Below are 21,366 nucleotides of genomic sequence, written 5' to 3' on the forward strand. Positions count from 1 at the left end.
CGCCTTCCTTCCGGGTGCGGTACGCATCACTGGTCCCCCTGGTGGCGCAGGGTCACGGCCGGGTCGGTGCGGCGCAGCGCGATCGTGGCGACGATCAGCAGCGGCACCGCGGCGACCCCGACGAGCAGCAGGGCCATGTGTCCGGGCGGGAGTTCGACCAGGACGCGGGGGACGGGCCGGGCCGCCTGTCCGGTCAGGACGACCAGCGGGACGACGGCTCGGGTCAGGACGGCGCCGAGGGCGACGCCCACGAGCAGGCCGATGCCGACCAGCAGGCCCTGTTCGGCGGCGATCAGCCGGGCCAGCTGGCGACGCGGGGCGCCGAGCGCCCGCAACACCCCGAACTCGGCCGACCGTTCACGGGTCGAGCCGGCCGCGCTGACCGCGAACCCGACGGCCGCGAGCGCGGCGGCGGCCGCCGCCACCGCCATCAGCGCCGCATTGGGGCCCGCGCCGAGGGGGTCGCCGAGCAGCTCGGCGGCGGCCTCGTCCCGTACGAGCACCTGGCCGGGATCGGTGTCGGGGCGGGCCCGAAGCGCCCGGGCGACCTCGCCGGTCCGGCCGGGCGCCGCGGTCAGCCACCACTCGGTGGGCGGCAGGGTGGCGGTGCGGTCGGAGGCGAGGTACTGGTTGGCCGTGTGCAGGTCGACGAGGAGGCCGCCCCCGTCGTCGGGCGTGGCGGCCGGCGCGGTCGCGGACACGGCCCGGGCCCCGTTGCCGGTGGTGGGCAGCTCCCGGACACTGTCGACGATCGTCACCCGTAGACGCAGGCCGGCGAGCGACACCTCCACCTCGTCGCCCTTCTTCGCCCCCGCCGCCGCGAGGAAGGCGTCGCTCGCCACCCCGCGCAGCGTCTTCGGCGGGGCGGGCCGCGGGGCGGCGATCCGCACGGTGAAGTCCTCCGGACCGTCGAAGAGGTCCGTCCGGGACACGCCGTCGACGTCGTATCCGATCGAGAACGGCGCGCTGCCGCCCGAACTCCCGGTGAGCGCAAGCGGATCCTGCCACTCGCCGTTCGACGTCGTCCGGTACCCGGCGGTCCAGGAAGCGAAGGGACGGGCGATGTCGAGCGGGCGCTCGGCGCCGCGCTCGTGCAGGGAGACGATCCGTTCGACGGCGAGGGTCTGCCGCCCGCCCGGGCCGTCGGCGCTCTGCCCGTCCAGCTCCACGCCGGTCAGGTTCAGCACACCGCCGGCCGCCGGGCCGGTCCCGTCGGGGCCGAGGTCGAGGGCGAGCCGGTGCGGCTTCCCGTCGGCCGGCAGCGGCCCGAGGAGCTGACGGTACGGAACGCCGTGGCGGTCCTCGAGGACCACCGTCACCTGGATCGTCGCCGTGCCCGGCGGCGCCGTGCGCCTCAGGTCGAGGGCGAGGCCGCGGCTGCCGACGGGCAGCGCGAGCCCCGGGCGCGGGGCGTCCTTCGGGGCCAGGGACGTCAGCAGGGCGGAGCTGGGACGGTCGGCGAGATCGTCACGGAGCAGGAACCCGTCGGCGGCGTGCCGTGTGTCCAGGGCGAGGACGGTCGCGGTCCGGTTCTCCGCGAGGTCCGTGGTGGCGCGGTGCGCGGGGGCGGCCGAGCCGAGCCCGGGCAGCGCGGCGTACCGGCCGGCCCGGGTCGGGTCGGGGGCGCCGCCGGTGAGGACCCGTAGCGCCGCTCCCGTACGGAAGTCGGCCCGGTCCTCCTGCGAGCGGTCCCAGGAGGCGCTCTGCCCGATGGCGAGCATCCCCATCGCGACGGCGAGGACGAGCAGCAGCACCGGACCCGCGCCGCGCAGCGGCCGGCGGCTGAACTGCCAGCCCGCGAGCGCGGCCGGCAGTCCGCGCCCGCCCGCGGCGCGCCGCTCGGCGAGCCTGGCGGCGGGCGGCAGCAGCCGCAGGGTCAGGACGGTGCCGGCGAGCAGCGCGAGCGCGGGGGCGGACACGAGCAGGGGGTCGATGCCGAGGGAGCCGCCGCGGTCGCCGCTGAGCGCGCCGGTGCCCCCGTCCCCGGACGCACCGGTCTGCCGGTCGAGCTGCCAGTAGGCGACGGCCGCGACGAGGAGGAGGGCGATGTCGGCCCCCGCCCGTACGGGTCCGGGCAGCGCGGCCGTACGCCCCTTGCGGAGCTTCACCACCGCCCCGTCCCCGGTGCTCAGCGCGGGCGCCACGACGGCGGCGGCGCAGCAGACGGCGACCAGCGCCGCGACCAGGGACACCTGACCGAGAGGGGCGTCGTCGAGCCGTAGGCCCAGCGCGCCGAGCGAGGACCGTTCGGCCAGCAGCCGGGTCAGCGGACCGGCGAGGAGCGGGGCGATCACGGCGGCGGGCAGGGCGAGCAGCAGCGCCTCGACGGCGGCGAGCGAGGCGATCCGGCGCCGCGAACCGCCACGGGCCCGCAGCAGCGCCGTCTCGCCCGACCGCTCGGAGCTGAGCAGCCGGGCGACGAGCAGCAGGGCGTACGCGGCGAGCAGAACCAGCTGCACGGCGACGATCATCAGCGTGGACCGGGAGACCAGCAGGGCCCGGTCGGTCTGATCGAGGACGGTCGGCAGCGAGGTGTGCGCGGTGACGGTGGAGCCGAACCGGGAGGTGTCGGCGGCGAGCGCCTTCGGCTCCGCCGTGGCGGAGGCGTGCAGCGCGTCCATCCGGCCGGTGGTGACCCCGGTGAAGTCGGCCGTGGCCAGCCAGGACGTCTCTCCCGCGGTGACCCGGCCGGAGCCGAGGACGGCGGGATCGGCGACCAGCGGGCCGTACGTCGTGAACACGACGGTCCGCACCCCGCGCCCGCCCGCCGGATCGAGCTGCCAGTAGAGATCGGTGAGGTCGGCGGGCCGGTAGAGGCCGGTGATCCGGGTCTTGACCGGCTTGCCGCCGAGCCGGTCGGTGAGATCGAGTACGGTCCCCGGCCCGATCCGCAGCCGCTGGGCAGCCTCCTCGGGCACCGCGACATCGATCGTTCCCCCGGCCGCGCCGTCGCGGGGCCAGGCGCCCTTCACGAGCGTGAGGCGCGAACGGTCGAGAGCGGCGATGTCGGTGAGGTCGGGTTCGCCCAGGCGGGCGCCCGGATCCTGAAGGCTCCGGGGGAGTGCGTACGGTCCCGAGCGCTCCAGCTTCCGCACGTCGACCGGCAGCCCGTCGAAGGTCCGGCCGGCCGCCTCACGCGCCGCCGCGTCGGCGCCGTCCCGCTTGCCCGTCGGCACCTGCGCGGAGACGACCAGTGCGGCGGCGGGCGCGGCCCGGCCCCGCAGGGTGCCCTGGAGGGCGGCGTCGCCGATGGAGCCGGAGAAGGCCGCGAGCGTGGCGAGCACGGAGGTGGTCAGCAGGACGGCGAGAAGTGCCGCGGCGAGCAGCAACCGGTGTGCCCTGACACGCAGAAGTACGAACCCGGTCACCCATCCCCCTGAACCCCACCGAACGTTCGTCCGATGCTTTCAGAGGGCACGTGCCCCTGGAAACCGCTTGCACGGGGTCCTTGACCCGATCGTGACCGTTATTCGGGGCCACGACACCGGAATGCGTCAGTCCGCGGTGTTCACCATCGACGCCGCCGCATACGTCAGGTACTTCCACAGCTGGCTCTCGTGCTCGGGCTCCAGGCCCAGCTCGTCGACCGCGTCCCGCATGTGCCTCAGCCAGGCGTCGTGCGCCGCCTTGTCGACCGTGAACGGGGCGTGGCGCATCCGCAGCCGGGGGTGGCCGCGGTGGTCGCTGTAGGTGCGGGGGCCGCCCCAGTACTGGATCAGGAAGAGCACCAGGCGCTCCTCGGCAGGCCCGAGGTCCTCCTCCGGGTACATCGGGCGCAGCAGAGGGTCCTCCGCGACTCCCTGGTAGAAGCGGCGCACGAGACGCCGGAAGGTCTCCTCGCCACCCACCTGCTCGTAGAAGGTCTGCTCCTGAAGTGTGCCGCGCGGAATCTCCATCACCGCTCCATCGTCTCAGATGCCCCGACCGAGGACCGGAGGTCTAGGACCACCGGCCTCCGGACCGCTCGCCTCCCCACCGCCCGCGCAGGACAGTGGAGGCATGGGCGCTCAGCCGAACGGCTTCGCCGAGGACGGTGCGCGGGCGCGACAGGTTCTCGTACGGGAGATCGAGGCGTACGGCGCTCTGCGCGACCCCGCCTGGCACACGGCCTTCTCCGAGGTGCCCCGCCATCTCTTCGTCCCCTGCTACTACGTCTCCGGGACCGGCGGCTACGAGCGGTTCTGGTCCGGCGACCCCGACCCCGGCCGGCGCGCACGCTGGCTGCGGGGCGCCTACCAGGACGAGCCGCTGGGCACCCGGGTACGGGACGGGGAGCTGGTCACCTCCTCCAGCCAGCCCTCCCTGATGGCGCGGATGCTGGAGGCCCTGGAGGTGCGGGACGGGCTGGACGTCCTGGAGATCGGCGCCGGCACCGGCTACAACGCAGCCCTGCTCAGCCACCGACTCGGCGCCGAGCACGTCACCACCGTCGATCTGGACGAGGACATCACCGAGTCCGCCCGCACCCATCTCGCCGCCGCCGGATACCGGCCCGTCGTGATCACCGGCGACGGCGCCCGCGGCTGCCCGGAACGCGCCCCCTTCGACCGGATCGTCGCGACCTGCACCGTGCCGTCGATCCCGTACGCCTGGCTCGCCCAGTGCCGCCCCGAGGCGCTCGTCCTCGCCCCGCTCTCCACCGGGCTGATCCTGCTGCGGGTGCGCGACGCGTCCCATGCGGAGGGCCGTTTCCTGCCCACCTCCGCGTACTTCGTCGCGCTGCGCGGCGGCAACGCCCGCTTCCCCCGGCGGCGGCCGATGGGCCTGCCGCGGCAGGTGTACGACGACGAGCGCTTCCGGTTCCTGCGCACCCTGGCGGAGGACACCCTCGACGCGCGCGAAGCGCTCTCGCTCTGGCAGCGCGAGCGGCGGCCTGAGCGGGAGCGCTTCGGGGTGACGGTGCTCGGGGGCCGGCAGTGGGCCTGGCTGGACGACCCCGAGGGGCCGTACGCCTGGCCGCTGCCGAGCGGCTGATCCCGGGGTCGCCGGGATCCTGGCCGCTTATCCCCGGCGGACCGTGATCGTCGTCCAGGCGCCGACGTGCACCCGGTCGCCGTCCTGGAGCGGGACGGGCACGTAGGGCTGGATCGGTTCTTCTCCACCGTTGATCGTCGTGCCGTTGGTGGAGTTCTGGTCCACCACCGCCCACGAGCCGTCCGGCTGCTGCACCAGCACGGCGTGCTGGTGCGAGACGCCCGGGTCCTCCGGCGGCACGGAGAGGTCGATGTCGGGGGATTCGCCGGTGGAGTGGCGACGGCGGCCGATGCTGATCTGGTTGCCCTGGAGCGGCAGATGCTGCTCGGGGGAGTAGGCGGGCAGGTTCAGGCCCGTGGCCTCCGGTCCGCTGCGCTGCATCATCGCCATGAAGTAGTCGCGGTCCGGCCCGATGTACGCCGACCAGCCCGCGGCGGGCCGCTGCGGCTGGTACTGCTGCGGCGGCGGCGCATGCTGCTGCGGGGGCTGCGGGGCGTGCTGCTGGGGCGCGTGCTGCTGCATCGGGGGCGCCTGCGGCGGAGCCTGGGGCTGCGAGGGCGGCGGCAGCATCCAGTCGTCACCGCCTCCACCCCCACCGTGCTGCGGCGGGGCCTGCGGCGCGGGCTGCTGAGGCGCCTGCTGTCCGGGCGGCGGGCTCTGGAAGAACGACGGCGGGGGCTGCGGGGGACCCTGCTGGAACCCCTGCGGTGCCTGCGGCTGGGGAGCCTGCCCCTGGGGCGGCTGCTGCTGCATCGGCGGACGCTGCGGCGGCGCCTGGTGGTGCGTGGGGTCGGCGGACAGCGGCTCCGCCGGCCGGTTCATCTGCGAGGGCCGCGAGCTCTGGTACTCGTACGGGTCCGGCTGCTGCGGAGCCTGCGGCTGCGGCGGACGCGGCGGCGACTGGAAGCCCGGCGGCAGATTGAGGCCCGGCGGCGGGCTCTGCTGCGGGGTGGGCGGCGCCACCGGCGTGTACGAGGTCGCCGTGTTGGTCAGGAAGTTCCAGCGGCACTCCTCGCAGAACGGGGCCATGGCCTCGCGCGGGGTGCGGCACTGCGGGCAGAGCTCCGCCTGGGCGGTCGCGTTCGGGTCGTAGCCCCCGGGGCCGGGGCCAGGGCCACCGGGACCCTGTCCGGGTCCGGCCGGGCCCGGGTATCCGTACGCCGGCGGCGGGGGCGGGGGAGGCGGCGGTACGGCACCCGCCGGCGCACCCGCCCCGGCCATGCGGTGGCCGCAGACCTCGCACCAGTCGTCGGAAACCGACTGGTGTCCGTTCGGGCAGGTCGGCATGTCGGTGCTTCCCCCTCTCGTCGTCCGGCCCCCTGGCCGGGCTACTTCTTGACGCGAACCGTCTTGGTGGAGCGGGTCTCGAGTGTCATCTCGTCCGCTTCCGTGACCTTCGCCTTCAAACGCACAGTACCTGTCGCCGCGTCGACGACGTCCACCACCTTCGAAAGCAGTTTCGCAGTGTCCTCGTTGCCCGAGGCGGCCGCCAACTGCACCGCGCGCCCCAGCTTGGCCGTCGCGCCGTCGTGGTCACCGGACTTGCGCGCGTCCAGGCCCTGCTGGATGACCTGCGCCAATTCGGCCTGGCCCGTGTAGTGCGCGACCTGTGGATTGATGGACGTGGACATCACCATGTCGTCCGTCCACACCGCCCGGACCAGGCCCTGGCCCAGTGTCTGCGGAGTGCCGCCCGCCGGGTCGGGGGCGATCAGCGAGACCCGGGCGGCGAGCATCTCCTGGCCGATTTGGGCCTGTGGCACGCGGACGCAGACGTGGTAGTCCCGGGACTCGTCGCCCCAGGAACCGGTCGGGTAGTCACCGGCCCGCGGGGGCACCTCCGTACGGCGCGAGGTCAGGTCCTCGACCGTCGGCGCGACCTGCTTCACGAACGCGATCTCCACCCCGACCGGGGTCCACAGGCGCAGCGCGACATCCGCGACCTCCTTGCCCATGGCGTTCTCCATCATGGTGGTGAAGTCCGCGGAGAGGCCCGTCGGGTCGGCCACGATGTCGGCCGTGCCGAGCAGGGCGGAGGCGATGCCGGTGACCTCCTTGACCTCCCAGTCCGTACCGACGCCACGCGCGTCGCAGGTGAAGCGGCCGGCGCAGGCGTCCAGCGCGGCCCGCAGGTCCTCCGGCGTCTCGTGTTCGTTGCGTCCGTCGGTGAGCAGGATGCCGTGCCGGATCGACACCTCGGCGGAGGCCAGCAGCCGGTCCGCGAGGCTCAGCCAGGTGCCGATCGCCGTACCGCCGCCCGCGCTCAGCCGGCGCAGCGCGTCCTTGGCCTGGCCACGGGTCGCCGGCCCGGCGACGGCGAGGCCGCCGTTGCCGGGGAAGACCTCCGTCGCCACGTGCGTACCGGCGATCACGGCGAAGGAGGTGCCGTCGCGCAGGGCGTCGATCGCGGCGGCCGTCGCGTCCCGCGCGCCGCGCATCTTGGTCGGCGGGTAGTCCATCGAACCCGAGCAGTCGACCATGATCACCACGGCGGCGTCGGTGCCTGTGCCGCTGCCGCCGAGCGCCGTACCGCCACTGGTGCCGCCGCCGGTCGAGGTGACCGTGACGATGGCGCTGACCTCTCGGCCGCCCTCCGGCAGGAACTCGTTCTGGTACACGTCCACCGAGAACTGAGGCACGTTCGACTTGGAGAAGTTCGCCATGAGTTGAGGCTCCTCGACAACAAGCGTGAGACAAGCGTTGAGACAGGCGTGGGACAGGCGTGGTTCAGAGGCGAGAGGGACAGGGGCCGACGACCGCTCAGGCCGATCCTGCCCCTTGCGAGGAGAGGGCGAACGGCAGCAGCGCCACTGTTACGTTGTCGTGGCCCCCGCCGTCCAGGGCGTGGCCGACCAGCACCTGTGCGCCGTGCAGCAGCCGTCCGGCCGCGTCCGTCGGTACGACCCGGGCCATCTCCTCGGCGGCCTCCGCGTAGTTCCAGAGGCCGTCCGTGCAGACCACGACCACGCCGGGCCGGTCCGGCTTGAACGCGGCCGTGTGCGGCTCCAGTTCGTACGCGTCGGCGCCCAGCCAGCCGGTGATGGCGTGGGCGCGCTCGTCCGCGTACGCCTCCGCCTCGTTCATCAGGCCGGCGGCGACCATCTGGGCCGCCCAGGAGTCGTCCTGGGTCAGCCGGGCGGGCGGGGAGGTGCGGTCGTCCGGCACCCAGTAGGCCCGGCTGTCGCCGACCCAGCCGACGATCAGCAGCCCGTCGGCGACGACCGCGCCGACGATGGTGCAGGCGGGGGCGTTCTGGTGGCGGTGCGGATCGTGCTCCATGCCGCCCTGGCCGGGCTCCTCGGCCAGCGCGTTGACCGCCTCGGCGGCGGCGACGATCGCCTCGTGCATGGCCTGCTGGGGGTGGGTGCCGCGGGGTAGGGCGGCGAGCAGCGACTGACCGGCGGCGCTCGCGGCGGCGGCGGAGGCCTCGTCGGGACGGGTCGCCGAGGAGACGCCGTCGCAGACGATCGCCAGGGTGGCGGGGGAGCCGTCGGGGAGCGCGGTGGCGGAGACGCTGAACGCGTCCTCGTTGCGGTGGTGGCGCAGGCCGCGGTCGCTGACGGCGGCCACCGCGGAGAGCTCCTGCTCCATGTGGTCGCGCTCGCGGGGCTGGGCATGCCCGCAGTTCTCGCAGTACCCGTCGGGGTCCACATGTCCGGCGCGGCAGGCGACGCAGAGCCTGGTCCCGGCGGGCGGGGTCGGCGACGGCGGGGTCGTGCGGGGGTCGGGCGCGGCGAGCGTGAAGTCACCGTCGGGGCCGGGGGAGGCGGGCGCCTCCGCCGTCCCCGCAGCGCCCGCCGTCTCCGCGGCACCCGCCGTCTCCGCGGCGAGCGCGGCGAGGCCGCTGCCGGACGTCGCGGCGGCGTGCGGTCCGTCCGTACGGACGGGGACGGTCGGCAGGTCCCGTGCGGGCCGTGCCGCCGAAGCCTCCGCGCCCTCCGACGCCTCCGTGGCCGGAAGGTCGTGGCCGCCCGAGTCCGTGCCCGGCAGATCGCCCGGGTGCTGGGTCACCGTCGAGAGGGAGCCGGGCTCGCGGGCAGGAGCGTCGGGCCAGCTCACGGGCGTACCGATCGCCACCGTCGGACGGTCCGGCGCCGACGCCGGTACGGCCGACAGGTCGTATCCGCACGCCCCGCAGAACCGGTCACCCGTATCCAGCGGCTCCGCGCAGCCGGGGCAGGCCGAGAGATCGTGCTGGGGCTTCTGGGACATACTCACACCCACGTCCTGGGGCGGAAACGGTTGGCCCGCTCCACCAGTTCGATCCTCTCCTCGCCCCGCTGAGCGAGCCGGGCGAGCACCCGGTACGAGCGTTCGAGGCCGAAGCGCAGTCCGCGCTCGTCCAGTTCGCTGCCGAGCAGCAGCGCGCCGCCGGGTCCCGCGCCGGGACTTCCGGAGAGTACCCAGTCGAGCGCCGTGCCGAGGACCTCCGTCGACAACTGCTCCCGGCGTACCGCGTCCAGACCGAAGCCCTGGAGCGCGGAGACCTGCGCCGCCGCCGCCGTCAGATCCGCGCCGAGCGGCTCGTTCGGCGGCCGACGCCGCAGCCGGGCCCGTACGGCCGCGACCCGGGCCGCGGTGTAGTGGATCGACGCCTCCGGTACGGACTCCAGCGTGCGTACGGCCCCGGTGCGGTCACCGGCCGCCAGCTGCACCCGGGCGAGCCCGAACGCGGCGCTGACGAAACTCGGATCGGTCGCCCACACCAGGCGGTAGTACTCCGCCGCGTTGTCCAGCTGCCCGAGGACCTCCGCGCAGATGCCGAGGGCCAGCTTGGGCGCGGGCTCTCCGGGAAACGCGTCGTAGATCGCGTCGAAGGACAGCGCCGCGTTCTCGTGGTCGCCGGTCACCAGGGAGGTGAGGCCGCGGTACCAGACCACCCGCCAGTCGTCCGGGACCTGCTCCTCCAGCGTGGTCAGCGCCCGCCCGGCGGAGCCGAGGTCGCCCATCTCCAGACGGGCCCGCAGCTCGCGCAGCCGCAGCTCCAGGGAGGGCGCGGGCGCGTGGTGCAGGGCGCTGATCAGCTCGGCGGGCGCGGAGGCCATCAGTCCGGCGAGGAAGCCGGCGTTCGGGTCTCCCGGGTCCACCCGAGGGACGGGCAGCGCGAGCGACGTGGCCCGCCCGTCCAGAGGCGTGAGCAAGGGCCCGGCGCCGAATGACCCGACCGCCGATCCCGCCGCCGCCCCGACCGCCGATCCTGCCGCCGCCCCGGTGCCCGTGCCCGGAGGCAGGGCCTTGCGGCCGCGCCGCTTCTCCCGCGCGCCCAGGGCCGACACGTCCTCGGTCAGCTCCGCGAACAACTGTGTGTCCGTGACCCGCAGTTCGGTGCCGAACAGCGTCGAGAGCGCGGGGCGCGGGCGGCCGGACTGGAGGGCGACGACCTCCCGCAGCACTCCGGTCAGCTGCTCCGCCATCTCCTGCGCGGAGGAGAACCGGCGGGCCGGGTCGGGGTCCGTCGCCCGCACCAGGAGCCGGTAGAACGACTCGTACGTCCGGAAGACCTCGATGTGGTCCGGCTCGGGCAGCGAGTCGACGAAGACGTTGGTGTAGCCCTGGAAGTCGAAGGTCAGCACGGCCAGCGTGCGCGCCACCGTGTAGAGATCGCTGGCCACCGACGGGCCGACCTCGGCCACCTCCGGGGCCTGGTAGCCGACGGTGCCGTAGATCGCGGACTCGTCGTCGTCCATCCTGCGGACCGCGCCCATGTCGATCAGCTTGAGCTGGTCCTCGGACTGGATCGCGTTGTCGACCTTGAAGTCGCAGTACAGCAGGTTGCGGCTGTGCAGGTGTCCGAGCGCCTCCAGCGCCTCGATCCCGTACGCGCAGGCCTGCTCCACCGGCAGCGGATCGCGCCGGCCGTCCGCCGTCCTGCGGTCGTTGGCGATCTCCTTGAGCGACTTGCCGCCGACGTACTCCATGACGATGTAGCCGTCCATGGAGCCGGTTCGCTGGTCGAGGTGCTCGACGAAGTTGTAGATCCGGACGATGTTGGAGTGTTCGATCTCGGCGAGGAAGCGGCGCTCGGAGATCGCCGCGGCCATCGCGTCCTGGTCACCGGTGTCGAGCAGGCCCTTGAGCACCACCCAGCGGTCGGAGACCGCCCGGTCGACGGCCAGATAGATCCAGCCCAGCCCGCCGTGGGCGAGACAGCCCGCGACCTCGTACTGCCCGTGCACGATGTCGCCGCCGCGCAGCTTGGGCACGAAGGAGTACGGGTGGCCGCACTTGGTGCAGAAGCCCTCGGTGCGGCCCGGCCGGTCACCGCGCGAACGGCCCACCGGAGCGCCGCAGTCCGAGCGCGAGCAGAATCGCTTCCGCTCCGGAACCTCGGGGTTGTCCATCACCGCGGAGCGCGGGTCCGGGCGCGGCACCTCCGGAATCGAGACCAGACCGGCGCCCAGGCGGTTCCGCCCGGACTGCGCCGCCGACGCGCCCGAGCTGCGTACCGAGACCGAACGGCTGCTGCTCCCGCCCGACAGCGAGCGCGAGAGCCGCCCGGAGACCGAGCGGCGGGACGTGGACGAGCGGGAGGAGCGCGAGGAGGCGCGGGAGGACGCGCGCGAACTCGACCGGGACGAGGCCGACCCCTTGCCCGGCACGGCCATCCCGGTCGGGTTGGCCTGGAGCATTCCGCCCGCGGCGACGACCGGCGCGAGCCCGCAGGTGTCGCAGTACAGCTCGCCGCCGCCCATGTCCTCGTACGATCCCTCGCACGAGGGACGCTGACAGGTGCTCACCACTGACTCCCCCTGGCATCTCTGGGTCCGGACAGGACCTCCGCGGCGGCCTGCTGGTACCGCAGCACGGCCTGCTCGGCGACCCGCAGGTCGCACGGCGCGCTCCACAGCATCCGGCGGGCCGCGTCGTACCGCTCGATCAGCAGCGGATCCTCGGCGGCGCCGAGGCGGGCGACCTTCGCCTTGTAGGCGTCGAGCCGGCCGCGCAGCTCGGCACGGACCGCGAGCGGCGCGGTGACCGCGGTCAAGGACTCGCGAGCACGGAGCAGTTCGTCCTCGGCCTCCCGCTCCAGGGACTCCAGGAGCGGGGAGAGCCGGTGCCACTGGGCGTGCCTGCGGTACTCGGCGGCCGCCGAGAGCCGCTCCTGGAGGACCGTCGGCGGGCCGCTGACGGCCGGCACCTCGGAGGCCGCGATCTTGGCGAGGACCTCACCGCGCGCCACCCGTGCCTCGGCCAGCGTCCGGTCGGCCCGCGAGAGCACGTCCCGCAGCCGCAGCAGCCGCTCCTCGGAGTCCTGCCGGACCGCGAGGACCGCCTCGATCTCCCGCCGGATGTCCTCCAGGGCCCGCGCCGCCCGGTCGTACCGCTCGGTGTCGGGCCGCCCGCCGCCGGGCGCCGAACTGCCCGCCGCGGGGCGCCAGAAGGACAGCGGGTCGGTGACGACCTGGGTGCGCAGCGCGGTCAGCTCGGCCGTGATCGACTCCAGCTCGTCGCCGGCCGGGTGCTCCCCCGGCCGGACGCCGACGGAGTGCGCCAGCGAGCGCGTACGCCCCAGCTCCGCCGCGAGGAGATCTATCCGGGCGGGCAGCGCGGACCAGACGGCGTCGGAGGTCACCACCATGTCGAGCGAGGAGGCGTACAGCTCGTTCATCCGTCGTACGAGCCCCTCCAGTGTGAACCGCTCGGAGAGCTGGGCCTGCTGCTGCGCCCCGCCCGCGACGACGACGCTCTCGCCGCGCAGCCGCTCGGTCAGCTCCTCCAGGTCCTCGCGACTGGACCAGCGCCGTCGCGCCCGCAGCTCACGGGCTTCGCTCAGCGCGCCGGTGTAGGCGTCGAAGTACGTCCAGAGCAGGGTGATCGTCCGCTCGGTGGACTGCCAGCGGTCCCGGGTCGTGCCGGTCAGCTCGGCGCCTTCCAGCAGCCTGCGGCCCGCGTGGTCCTGGAGAGCGAGGAGCGAGTCCTCGACCGCCTTGTGCTCCGCGCCGAGCCGCGCCAGCGCACGGTCCACCTCGTCCCGGTCCATCACCGGCCCGGGGGTGCCCGCGACGCCCATCGATCACCTCTCGCTCTACTTGTACTTGGGTGCGGGTGGCCCGGCTATCCCGGGCAGGTCCGCCTTCAGCCACTTGTCGTACGCCGCCTTCCAGGGACCCTGGCGGTACTGCACGAGGACCTGGTTGACCCGGCGGACCAGGTCGTCGTTGCCCAGCTTGGCGGCGACTCCGTAGTACTCGGTGGTGAACGGCCTCCCCTTGAGCTCGACCGCCGGATCCTGGGCGGCCTGGCCGGCCGCCAGCGCGTTGTCCGTGAGGACGGCGTCGACCTCGCCCAGTTGGAGCCGTGCCAGGCAGTCCAGCTGATTGGGGACGGTCAGCAGGTCCTTGTCGGCTTTGGTGCCGTCCGCCTCGTCCTTGAACGTCGCGCCGAAGGAGTTCTTCTCCAGGGCCTCGTAGGCGGTGGAGCCCTCGGCCGTGCAGATCCGCTTGCCGCTGAGCGAGGAGTCGTACCCGGTGATCGTGGAGCCCTTGGGCGCGAGGATCTGCTGGCCGACCTGGAAGTAGGCGGTGGAGAACGCGACCTGCTCGATCCGCTTGCAGTTGATCGTCATCGTCCGCACGACGAGGTCGACCTTGCCGCTCTCCAGGGCCGCGATCCGCTGGTTGGTGGGGATGGCCCGGAAGATGATGTCGTTCTCGCTGCCGAGGACGTCCTTCGCGATCGCCTTCGCCAGGTCGATGTCGAAGCCCTCGAGCGTGCGCTCCTCCGCGTTGCGGTAGCCCCAGCGGAAGCTGTTCTGGTCGACGCCGACGACGAGCTTCCCCCGGGCCTTGATCGCCGCGATCGAGGGACCGTCGGCACTCGACGGGGTGAGGGAGGCCTCCGGGTTCTCGCAGGTGTCCGCCTTCACGGGCACACCGACGCCCACGCCCGGCCCGGTCACCTCGGTCGCCGCCGAGTCGCCGCGGGCACTGTGGGTGAGGGGCAGCAGGGTCAGCGAGGCGGTCAGACCGCACGCCACGGCCATGGCCGCCACCCCGCCCCAGCCGCGCAGCCGCCCGAGGGGGCGGCTGCCGAGGAGGCGCCCGCGGAGCCCGGCCGGGCCGCGCATCCTCGCGCCGTCGACGCCGTTCCGCATCCCGCCCCCTCTCACCGGTACTCCGACAGCCTGCGGTTGATGCCCACGACGGCACCGGCCGCGCCGAGCACACCGAGCACGGCGGCGCCCAGCGGAAGCCCGGTCAGCGCTCCCCGGCCGCCCTCGGCGGCGCCGGTGAACTCGGACTGCTCGTGGGCCAGCGCCTTCTTCAGGGCGGCGTCGACCTGGTCGAACGACTGCCCGGTGGTCTTGTCGGGGCCCACGACCCGGAGCCGCGCTCCCTCGAAGTCGCCCGCGTCGTCCTTCGCACGCGCGTCCTTGTGCCGGTCCTTCCACTCGGCGGTGCGCTCCGCCACGGTGGCCAGCGGGTCGCGCCCGGCGTCGTCGTCGGCCAGCTCCCGCGCCTGGGCGAGCGCGTCGGTCAGCGCGGTCATGCTGCTCGTGTAGTCCGTCTCGTACTTGTCGTTCTTGCCGTCCTCGGTGAGGACGGCGCCGCGCGCGACCAGCGTCAGGTTCTCGTTGGCCCGCGCCTTCAGGGAGCTGATCCGGGCGGCGTTGAGGACCTGGAGCGAGCTCTGGCCGTGCTCGCGGGCGTCGTCGAGACCGGCGCGGGCGACGGTGTGCGCCGCCGCCATCCAGAGCAGGACGACCACGGAGGCGGCGGTGGCGGCGAGCAGCCCGTGGTTGAACACCCGGTTCGTCAGGGCGTAGTTGCGCCGCTGGGCCAGGGCCAGGGCGGCGAGGGCGAGGAGCCCGAGGGCGAGGGAGAGGTACGGCCAGTCCCGGGCGTCCTCGTCGTCCTGATGGAGGCGCGCGGTCTCCGCCTCGTACAGGCGCTCGGCGGCGGGCAGCAGCTCGCTGGTCATCTGCTTGTTGGCGTAGCGCAGATAGGCGCCGCCGAGCGGCAGGCCCTGCCGGTTGGCGGCGCGGGCCCGCTCGATCAGGCCGGTGTAGCGGGGGAGCTGCTCGTTGAGGGCGGCGATCTCGCGGGCCGACTCGGTGGAACCCTCGGTGCTCGCCGCGGCCTTGACCAGGAGCCGGGAGGCGGTCCTGATGTCGTCGGCGTACCGCTTCTGGACGTCCGCGGGCTCCTGAGCGCCGGCCAGGAAGGCGCTGGCGGCGGCCGTGTCGGCGTCGGCGAGCGAGCGGTAGATGTCGGCGGCGTCGGCGCTCAGCGGCTGGCTGCGGCTCACCACGTCGTCGGCGGAGGAGGCCCGGTCGGCGACCTCGAAGGCGGTGACGCCCCCGAACGCGACCACCAGCAGGGCCAGTACGGCTCCGAGGATCTGGAGCCGTCCGGGCTCGGTCGTGGCGGCGCGGCGCAGTCGCTCCTTGACCTCGCCCCAGGCGCTCGGACCTGCGGGCGGCGGGGGAACGGGCGGCACGGACGGCTGCGCGGGCACACCCGGGCCCGGCTGTGCCGGTGCGATGCCCGGTGCCGAGGCGGCGGGCGCATTCGGCGGGTATGTCAACGTGGCCTCCCCCTCGGTCGATGACGACTCCCCGGAGGGCAGTATGGCCTCAGGGGCCCCACCCGCACACCAGGAATGACGCGATCTTGTTCCTATCGTGCCTCATGTCCGCGCCACCCCCGTAGGCGAACCCCCTGCTATGAATACGCCTCCCGTCCGAAATCGGTTCCACCACGCAGGGGTGAACGCGTCCGGCGGGGGCGCCCCGAAGGACGCCCCCGCCGGAGTGCGGCATCACGCGCCGTAGTGCGCCCGCAGCCGCGCGGCCGCCCGGGGACCGTCCCCCCACTCGTCGAGCGCGAACAGCGCCGCTCCCAGTACCGGTGGCGCGGTCACGACCCCGATCACGGCCTTCGGCGCCTTCAGGGCCAGCAGTTCGGTGATCCGGGAGTCCAACTCCGGGTGCCGCGCGGCCAGCACGCTGCCCCCCAGCATCACCGGCACCTCCTCGTCGAGCAGCCCGAGGCGCCCGAGGGCGACCGTCGACAGGGCGACGACCTCTTCCGCGAGCCGGTGCACCAGCGACCGGGCGACCGCGTCGCCCTCCGCGCCGGTACGGAACAGCACGGGTGTCAGCTCGTGCCGCCGCTCGAACGCGATACGGCCCAGGTGCAGCGCCTCGATCAGCGCGTACATGGACGGCAGCCCGAAGTGGGCGGGCAGCTCCCGTGCCAGGGCGGTCGGTTCACCCCGCCCGTCCTCCGCGCGGGCCGCGAACCAGAGCGCCTCCTCGGCGAGTCCGCCGCCGCCGCCCCAGTCGCCGGAGATCTTTCCGATGGCGGGGAAGCGGGCGGTGCGGCCGTCCGGCACCATGCCGACACAGTTGATGCCGGCCCCGCACACGACGGCGACGCCCCGGGGCTCGTCGATCCCGGCGCGCAGGATCGCGAAGGTGTCGTTGCGGACCTTGATCGAACGGCTCCACCGCCTCGCGTACAGGGCCTTCTCCAGTTCCCTTTCCTCCACCGCCAGATCGGCGTTGGCGAGGCAGGCGGAGACGTGTGCGAACGCGGGCGGGAGGTCGGCTCCGCCGGCCTCCGCCCAGGCCCGTCCGACCGCCTCCGCGAGAGTGTCCACGGCCGCCTCGACCCCGACGACCGGGGGCTGGAAGCCGCCGCCGCGCGCCGAGCCGAGCACCGTCCCGTCCGTCCCGACCACCGCGACGTCCGTCTTGCTGTTCCCGGCGTCGATCGCGAGGAGCGGCCCGTTCAGGTTCACGCCCACGCGAGGTGCTCCCGGTTGTGCGCGATCAGCCGGTCGGTGAGCCCGTCGGCGTACGCGTACTGCCCCACCAGGGGGTGCGCGAGCAGCGCCCGGAACACCCGCTCGCGGCCGCCGCGCAGCGCCGCCTCCAGGGCCAGGTCCTCGTACGCGGTCACGTTCGCGATCAGCCCGGCGTACAGCGGGTCGAGCGGGGAGACCGGCAGCGGCGAGGCACCCTGCGGCCCCACCGCCGCCTGCACCTCGATCACGGCGTCGTCCGGCAGGAAGGGCAGCGTGCCGTTGTTGTACGTGTTCACCACCTGGTACGGCGAACCACCGCCCGCCCGTCGCCCACCACCACCCTCAACGGATGGCCCTTCGGGCCCGCTGTTGTTTCCCAGGAGGGAGGCGGCGAGGTCCACGGCGGCCTCCGAGTAGAACGCGCCGCCGCGCTTGCCGAGCAGCGCCGGCTTCTCGTCGAGCGCCGGGTCCCCGTACATCTCCAGGAGTTCCTTCTCCATCGCGGCGACCTCGGCGGCCCGTGAGGGCTTGGAGCCGAGCTCACGTACGACCTCGTCGTGCGCGTAGAAGTACCGCAGGTAGTACGAGGGGACGACGCCGAGCCGGTCCACGATCGCGTGCGGCAGACGGAGGTCGTCGGCGATGGCCTCACCGTGCTCGGCGAGCAGCCGGGGCAGGACGTTCTCGCCCTCGGGCCCGCCGAGGCGGACGGCCGTCTCCCAGGTCAGGTGGTTGAGCCCGACATGGTCGAGATGGATGTCGGCGGGTGCCACGTCGAGCATCCCGGCGAACTTCCGCTGGAAGCCGATGGCCACGTTGCACAGTCCGACGGCCTTGTGGCCGGCCTGGAGCAGCGCGCGCGTGACGATGCCGACGGGGTTGGTGAAGTCGATGATCCAGGCGTTCGGGTTGGTCCGCCGGACCCGCTCGGCGATGTCCAGAACCACCGGCACGGTCCGCAGCGCCTTGGCGAGACCACCGGCGCCGGTGGTCTCCTGCCCGACACAGCCGCACTCCAGCGGCCAGGTCTCGTCCTGGTTCCGGGCGGCCTGCCCGCCGACCCGCAGCTGGAGCAGGACGGCGTCCGCGCCTTCCACTCCGGCGTCGATGTCGGAGGTGGTGACGATCTTCCCGTCGTGGCCCTGCCTGGCGAAGATCCGCCGGGCGAGCCCGCCGACCAGCTCCAGCCGGTCGGCGGCCGGGTCGATCAGGACGAGTTCTGTGATGGGCAGGGTGTCGCGCAACCGCGCGAATCCGTCGATCAGTTCGGGGGTGTAGGTGGAGCCGCCCCCCACGACAGCGAGCTTCATATCGTCAGCTAGCCCTTCACTCCGGTCAGTGTGACTCCCTCGACGAACGCCTTCTGGGCGAAGAAGAAGACGAGGATCACAGGGGCCATGACCAGTACGGTCGCGGCCATGGTCAGGTTCCAGTCGGTGTGGTGCGCGCCCTTGAACGACTCCAGGCCGTAACTCAGCGTCCAGGCCCCGGGGTTCTCGGAGGCGTAGATCTGCGGCCCGAAGTAGTCGTTCCAGCAGGAGAAGAACTGGAACAGCGCGACGGCGGCGATGCCGGGCCTGGCCATCGGGAGCACGATCTTGAGGAGCGTACGGAACTCGCCGCACCCGTCGATCCTCGCGGCCTCGATGTACTCGTTCGGGATCGTCAGCAGGAACTGGCGCAGCAGGAAGATCGCGAACGCGTCGCCGAACGCCATCGGGACGATCAGCGGCCACAACGTGCCGGAGAGATCCATCTGCTTGGCCCAGAACAGATACATCGGGATGATGATCACCTGCGGCGGCAGCATCATCATCGAGATGACGAGCAGCAGCGACAGATGCCGGCCGCGGAAGCGGAACTTGGCGAGGGCGTACGCCACCGGGATCGAGGACACCACCACGAGCACGGTGCCGAGCCCCGCGTACAGCAGGGAGTTGCGCCACCAGGTGAGGAAACCGGGGGTGTCCAGGACCCGGACGTAGTTGTCCCAGTGCCAGGAGTTCGGCGTGAGGTCCCGGGTCAGCGCCTGCTGGTCGCTCATCAGGGACGTCAGGAAGACGAAGACGAAGGGCAGCACGAAGAACAGGGCCGCCGCGATCCCGAGGGAGTGCACGGCGATCCAGTGCAGCGCCGCCTTGCGGCGGGCGTGCCTCTCGGCGGGGCCCACCACGGGACGGTCGAACGCGGATGCGGTGGTCATGGATCAGTCACCCGAGCCGATCAGGCCGCCGCGCCTGCGCATCAGCAGCGCGGTGCAGGCCATGGAGAGGGCGAACAGGACGAGCGCCACGACGCACGCGGCGCCGTAGTCGAAGCGGCCGAAGCCGAGGTTGTAGACCAGCTGCGGCAGGGTCAGCGTGGAGTCGTCCGGATAGCCCGGCTCGAAGGTCTCCCCCGAGCCGCCCATCTTCCCGGAGGCGACCTTCGCCGCCACGATCGGCTGGGTGTAGTACTGCATCGCGCCGATGATCCCGGTGACGACCGCGAAGAGCACGATCGGCGAGATGTTCGGCAGCGTCACGTAGCGGAACCGCTGCCAGGCCGAAGCCCCGTCCAGCTCCGCCGCCTCGTACTGCTCCTTCGGTACGTCGAGCAGCGCCGCCATGAAGATGACCATGAGGTCGCCGACCCCCCAGACCGCGAGGACGGTCAGTGCGGGCTTGGCCCAGGCCGCGTCGTTGAACCAGGACGGCGCCGGGATGCCCACCGCCTCCAGGAGCGAGTTGACCGGCCCCGTGCCGGGGTTGAGCAGGAAGACGAAGGCCAGCGTCGCGGCCACCGGCGGGGCCAGGTACGGCAGGTAGAACAGGGTGCGGAAGACGCCGGTGCCGGTCTTGATCCTGGTGATCAGCAGACCGACGCCGAGGCCGAAGACGACCCGGCAGGCGACCATGACGACGGCCAGCCAGAGGGTGTTCTGCATCGCCGGCCAGAACTTCGGCAGATCCGCGAAGACGTACGTCCAGTTGTCCAGACCCCGCCAGGTCGGCGGGTTGAGCCCGTCGTACTTCATGAACGAGAAGTACAGGGTCGAGACGAGGGGATAGGCGAAGAAGACGCCGAATCCGACCAGCCAGGGCGACATGAACGCCACGGTGCGAAGCGCGCTGCGCACGCGCTTCGACCGCAGCGTGTGACGCCCGTCCTGGGAGCCGGCGGCCGGACCGGCCGGTCGCTTCGTGGGCAGGGTGTCGGTGCTCATGAGGAGTGCGCCCCGACCGTCACTTCGCCTGGGCGATGTCGCGGTCGATCTGGGCCGCGGTCTCCTCGAGACCCTTCTTCAGGTCCGGGACCTGGCCCTTCTCGTACTTCTGGGCGAAGTCCTGGAAGGTGTCCTGGTACGTGGAGCCGTTCACCGCGCCGTCGGAGGTGGAGGACTCGGGGTGCTGGGCGATCTCCAGGAAGGTCCTGAAGCGCTCGTCGACCTTGAGGTTGGGGGACTTCAGCGCCTCCAGGGTGGAGGGGACGTTCCCGATGCCGTTGGCGAAGTTCACCACGGCCTCGGTGTCCATGGTCATGTACTTGACCAGCTCCCAGGCCGCGTTCTGCTTCCTGCTCTGCGGCGCGATGCCGATGATCGTGCCGGAGAGGTAGCCCTTGCCGTACTCGGCCACCTCGTCGTCCGCGACCGGCAGCGGCGCGACGCCGACCTCGAAGCCGACCTTGGCCTCCTTGATGAAGTTCAGCCGCCACTCGCCGTCGAGCTGCATGGCGACCTGGCCGGTGTGGAACGGGTGCGTGGCGCCCCACTCGTCGCCGAAGGTGGTGCGGTACCTGTCCAGCTTCGCGAACCCGCCCAGGCCGTCGACCAGCGACTTCTGGTAGGTCAGCATCTCGGCGAAGGCCGGGTCCTTGGCGAGGTTCGACGTGCCGTCCGCGTCGAAGTACGTGTGGTCCCACTGCGACATGTAGTGGCTCGGGACGGTCTCGTAGCCGAGGTAGTTCGGCATGAAGCCGAGCCGCTCGTAGCCGTCGCCCTTCTCCTTGGTCAGCTTCTTGGCGACCTTCCTGAACTCCGACCAGGTCTTCGGCGGCGCGGTGATGCCGGCGGCCTTGAAGGCGTCCTTGTTGTAGTAGAGCCCGTACGCGTCGGAGAGCAGCGGCAGGGAGCAGCGCTTGCCCTCGAACTGGGTGTAGTCCTGGAGGACCTTGGAGAACGTCCTGTCCAGGTCCACCTTGTCCTTCTCCAGGAAGGGCTTCAGGTCCGCGAGAGCGCCGGAGGCGCAGAACTTGCCGACGTTGGAGGTGGTGAAGGAGGCGGCCACGTCCGGGCCGTTCGAACCGCCCGCGCGCAGCGCCTGGTTGAGCTTGTCGTCGTTGATGTTGCCGACGACCTTCACCTTGATGTTCGGGTGGGCCTTCTCGAAGCGGGCGACGTTGTCCTGGATCGCCTTGACCTCGGTGGGTGCCGTCCAGCCGTGCCAGAAGGTGATCGTGGTCGGCGCGTTCGGGTCGTCGCTCGCCTTGTTCTCGGCGGAGCCGGTACAGGCCGAGGCGAGGAGGGCGATCGAGGCGGTGGCGGCGAGCGCGACGGCGGCTCTGCGCGGGCGTACGGGCATGGCGAAGTCTCCCTGTGGCGGAGGGTTACGGGGGAAGGGGGTACGACGAAGGGACGGCCGGACGGTGAGCCGAGTGGTG

The 21,366-nt window shown here is 72.9% G+C and carries 15 protein-coding genes; 1 reads left to right on the forward strand and 14 read right to left on the reverse strand.

Translation table 11 applies throughout. The annotated features are described in order from the left end of the window. Window positions 1-26: 26 nt before the first annotated feature. Window positions 27-3,368, reverse strand: a complete 3,342-nt coding sequence (locus ACZ561_RS07245) for an ABC transporter permease (protein ID WP_470990672.1) — start codon at window positions 3,366-3,368, stop codon at window positions 27-29. Window positions 3,369-3,494: 126 nt separating this feature from the next. Continuing rightward, window positions 3,495-3,899: a globin gene (locus tag ACZ561_RS07250; RefSeq protein WP_470990674.1), complete on the reverse strand. Its 405-nt coding sequence runs from the start codon at window positions 3,897-3,899 to the stop codon at window positions 3,495-3,497. Between the two features lie 100 nt (window positions 3,900-3,999). Here ACZ561_RS07250 and ACZ561_RS07255 point away from each other — a divergent pair, with 100 nt between their 5' ends. Next, window positions 4,000-4,974 (forward strand): methyltransferase domain-containing protein, encoded by a 975-nt coding sequence (locus ACZ561_RS07255; protein WP_470990676.1) that lies wholly within the window; start codon window positions 4,000-4,002, stop codon window positions 4,972-4,974. A 27-nt stretch (window positions 4,975-5,001) separates the two neighbouring features. Here ACZ561_RS07255 and ACZ561_RS07260 read toward each other — a convergent pair whose 3' ends face one another. The 12 genes from ACZ561_RS07260 to ACZ561_RS07315 form a co-directional block, all read right to left on the reverse strand. After that, on the reverse strand, window positions 5,002-6,261 hold the full coding sequence (locus ACZ561_RS07260) for an FHA domain-containing protein (protein ID WP_470990678.1): 1,260 nt from the start codon (window positions 6,259-6,261) through the stop codon (window positions 5,002-5,004). 41 nt (window positions 6,262-6,302) lie between these two features. Next, a complete protein-coding gene (locus ACZ561_RS07265; protein ID WP_470990681.1) occupies window positions 6,303-7,637 on the reverse strand; it encodes a vWA domain-containing protein in 1,335 nt (444 codons plus the stop codon). 97 nt (window positions 7,638-7,734) lie between these two features. Then, entirely contained in the window at window positions 7,735-9,186 is a 1,452-nt protein-coding gene (locus ACZ561_RS07270; protein ID WP_470990684.1) for a PP2C family serine/threonine-protein phosphatase, read from the reverse strand. A 2-nt stretch (window positions 9,187-9,188) separates the two neighbouring features. Then, complete coding sequence (locus ACZ561_RS07275; RefSeq protein ID WP_470991320.1) at window positions 9,189-11,666, reverse strand: serine/threonine-protein kinase; 2,478 nt, start codon at window positions 11,664-11,666, stop codon at window positions 9,189-9,191. 41 nt (window positions 11,667-11,707) lie between these two features. Beyond that, window positions 11,708-12,985, reverse strand: a complete 1,278-nt coding sequence (locus ACZ561_RS07280) for a hypothetical protein (protein WP_470990686.1) — start codon at window positions 12,983-12,985, stop codon at window positions 11,708-11,710. A 15-nt stretch (window positions 12,986-13,000) separates the two neighbouring features. Then, on the reverse strand, window positions 13,001-14,041 hold the full coding sequence (locus ACZ561_RS07285) for a glutamate ABC transporter substrate-binding protein (RefSeq protein ID WP_470991322.1): 1,041 nt from the start codon (window positions 14,039-14,041) through the stop codon (window positions 13,001-13,003). 38 nt (window positions 14,042-14,079) lie between these two features. Further along, window positions 14,080-15,501 carry a hypothetical protein gene (locus tag ACZ561_RS07290; protein WP_470990688.1) on the reverse strand — a complete coding sequence of 474 codons (1,422 nt, stop codon included), beginning with the start codon at window positions 15,499-15,501 and terminating at the stop codon, window positions 14,080-14,082. Window positions 15,502-15,735: 234 nt separating this feature from the next. Next, a complete protein-coding gene (locus ACZ561_RS07295) occupies window positions 15,736-16,725 on the reverse strand; it encodes an N-acetylglucosamine kinase (protein ID WP_470990691.1) in 990 nt (329 codons plus the stop codon). Then, on the reverse strand, window positions 16,716-18,035 hold the full coding sequence (locus ACZ561_RS07300; RefSeq protein WP_470990693.1) for a 6-phospho-beta-glucosidase: 1,320 nt from the start codon (window positions 18,033-18,035) through the stop codon (window positions 16,716-16,718). Before ACZ561_RS07300 ends, ACZ561_RS07295 begins: the two co-directional genes overlap by 10 nt. A gap of 8 nt (window positions 18,036-18,043) precedes the next feature. After that, window positions 18,044-18,928, reverse strand: coding sequence for a carbohydrate ABC transporter permease (locus ACZ561_RS07305; protein WP_470990695.1), 885 nt, complete (start codon window positions 18,926-18,928; stop codon window positions 18,044-18,046). A 3-nt stretch (window positions 18,929-18,931) separates the two neighbouring features. Beyond that, window positions 18,932-19,813, reverse strand: coding sequence for a carbohydrate ABC transporter permease (locus tag ACZ561_RS07310; protein WP_470991324.1), 882 nt, complete (start codon window positions 19,811-19,813; stop codon window positions 18,932-18,934). Window positions 19,814-19,949: 136 nt separating this feature from the next. Next, window positions 19,950-21,287: an ABC transporter substrate-binding protein gene (locus tag ACZ561_RS07315; protein ID WP_470990697.1), complete on the reverse strand. Its 1,338-nt coding sequence runs from the start codon at window positions 21,285-21,287 to the stop codon at window positions 19,950-19,952. Window positions 21,288-21,366 lie beyond the last annotated feature (79 nt).

The sequence above is a fragment of the Streptomyces sp. NPDC039609 genome, from assembly GCF_055596705.1.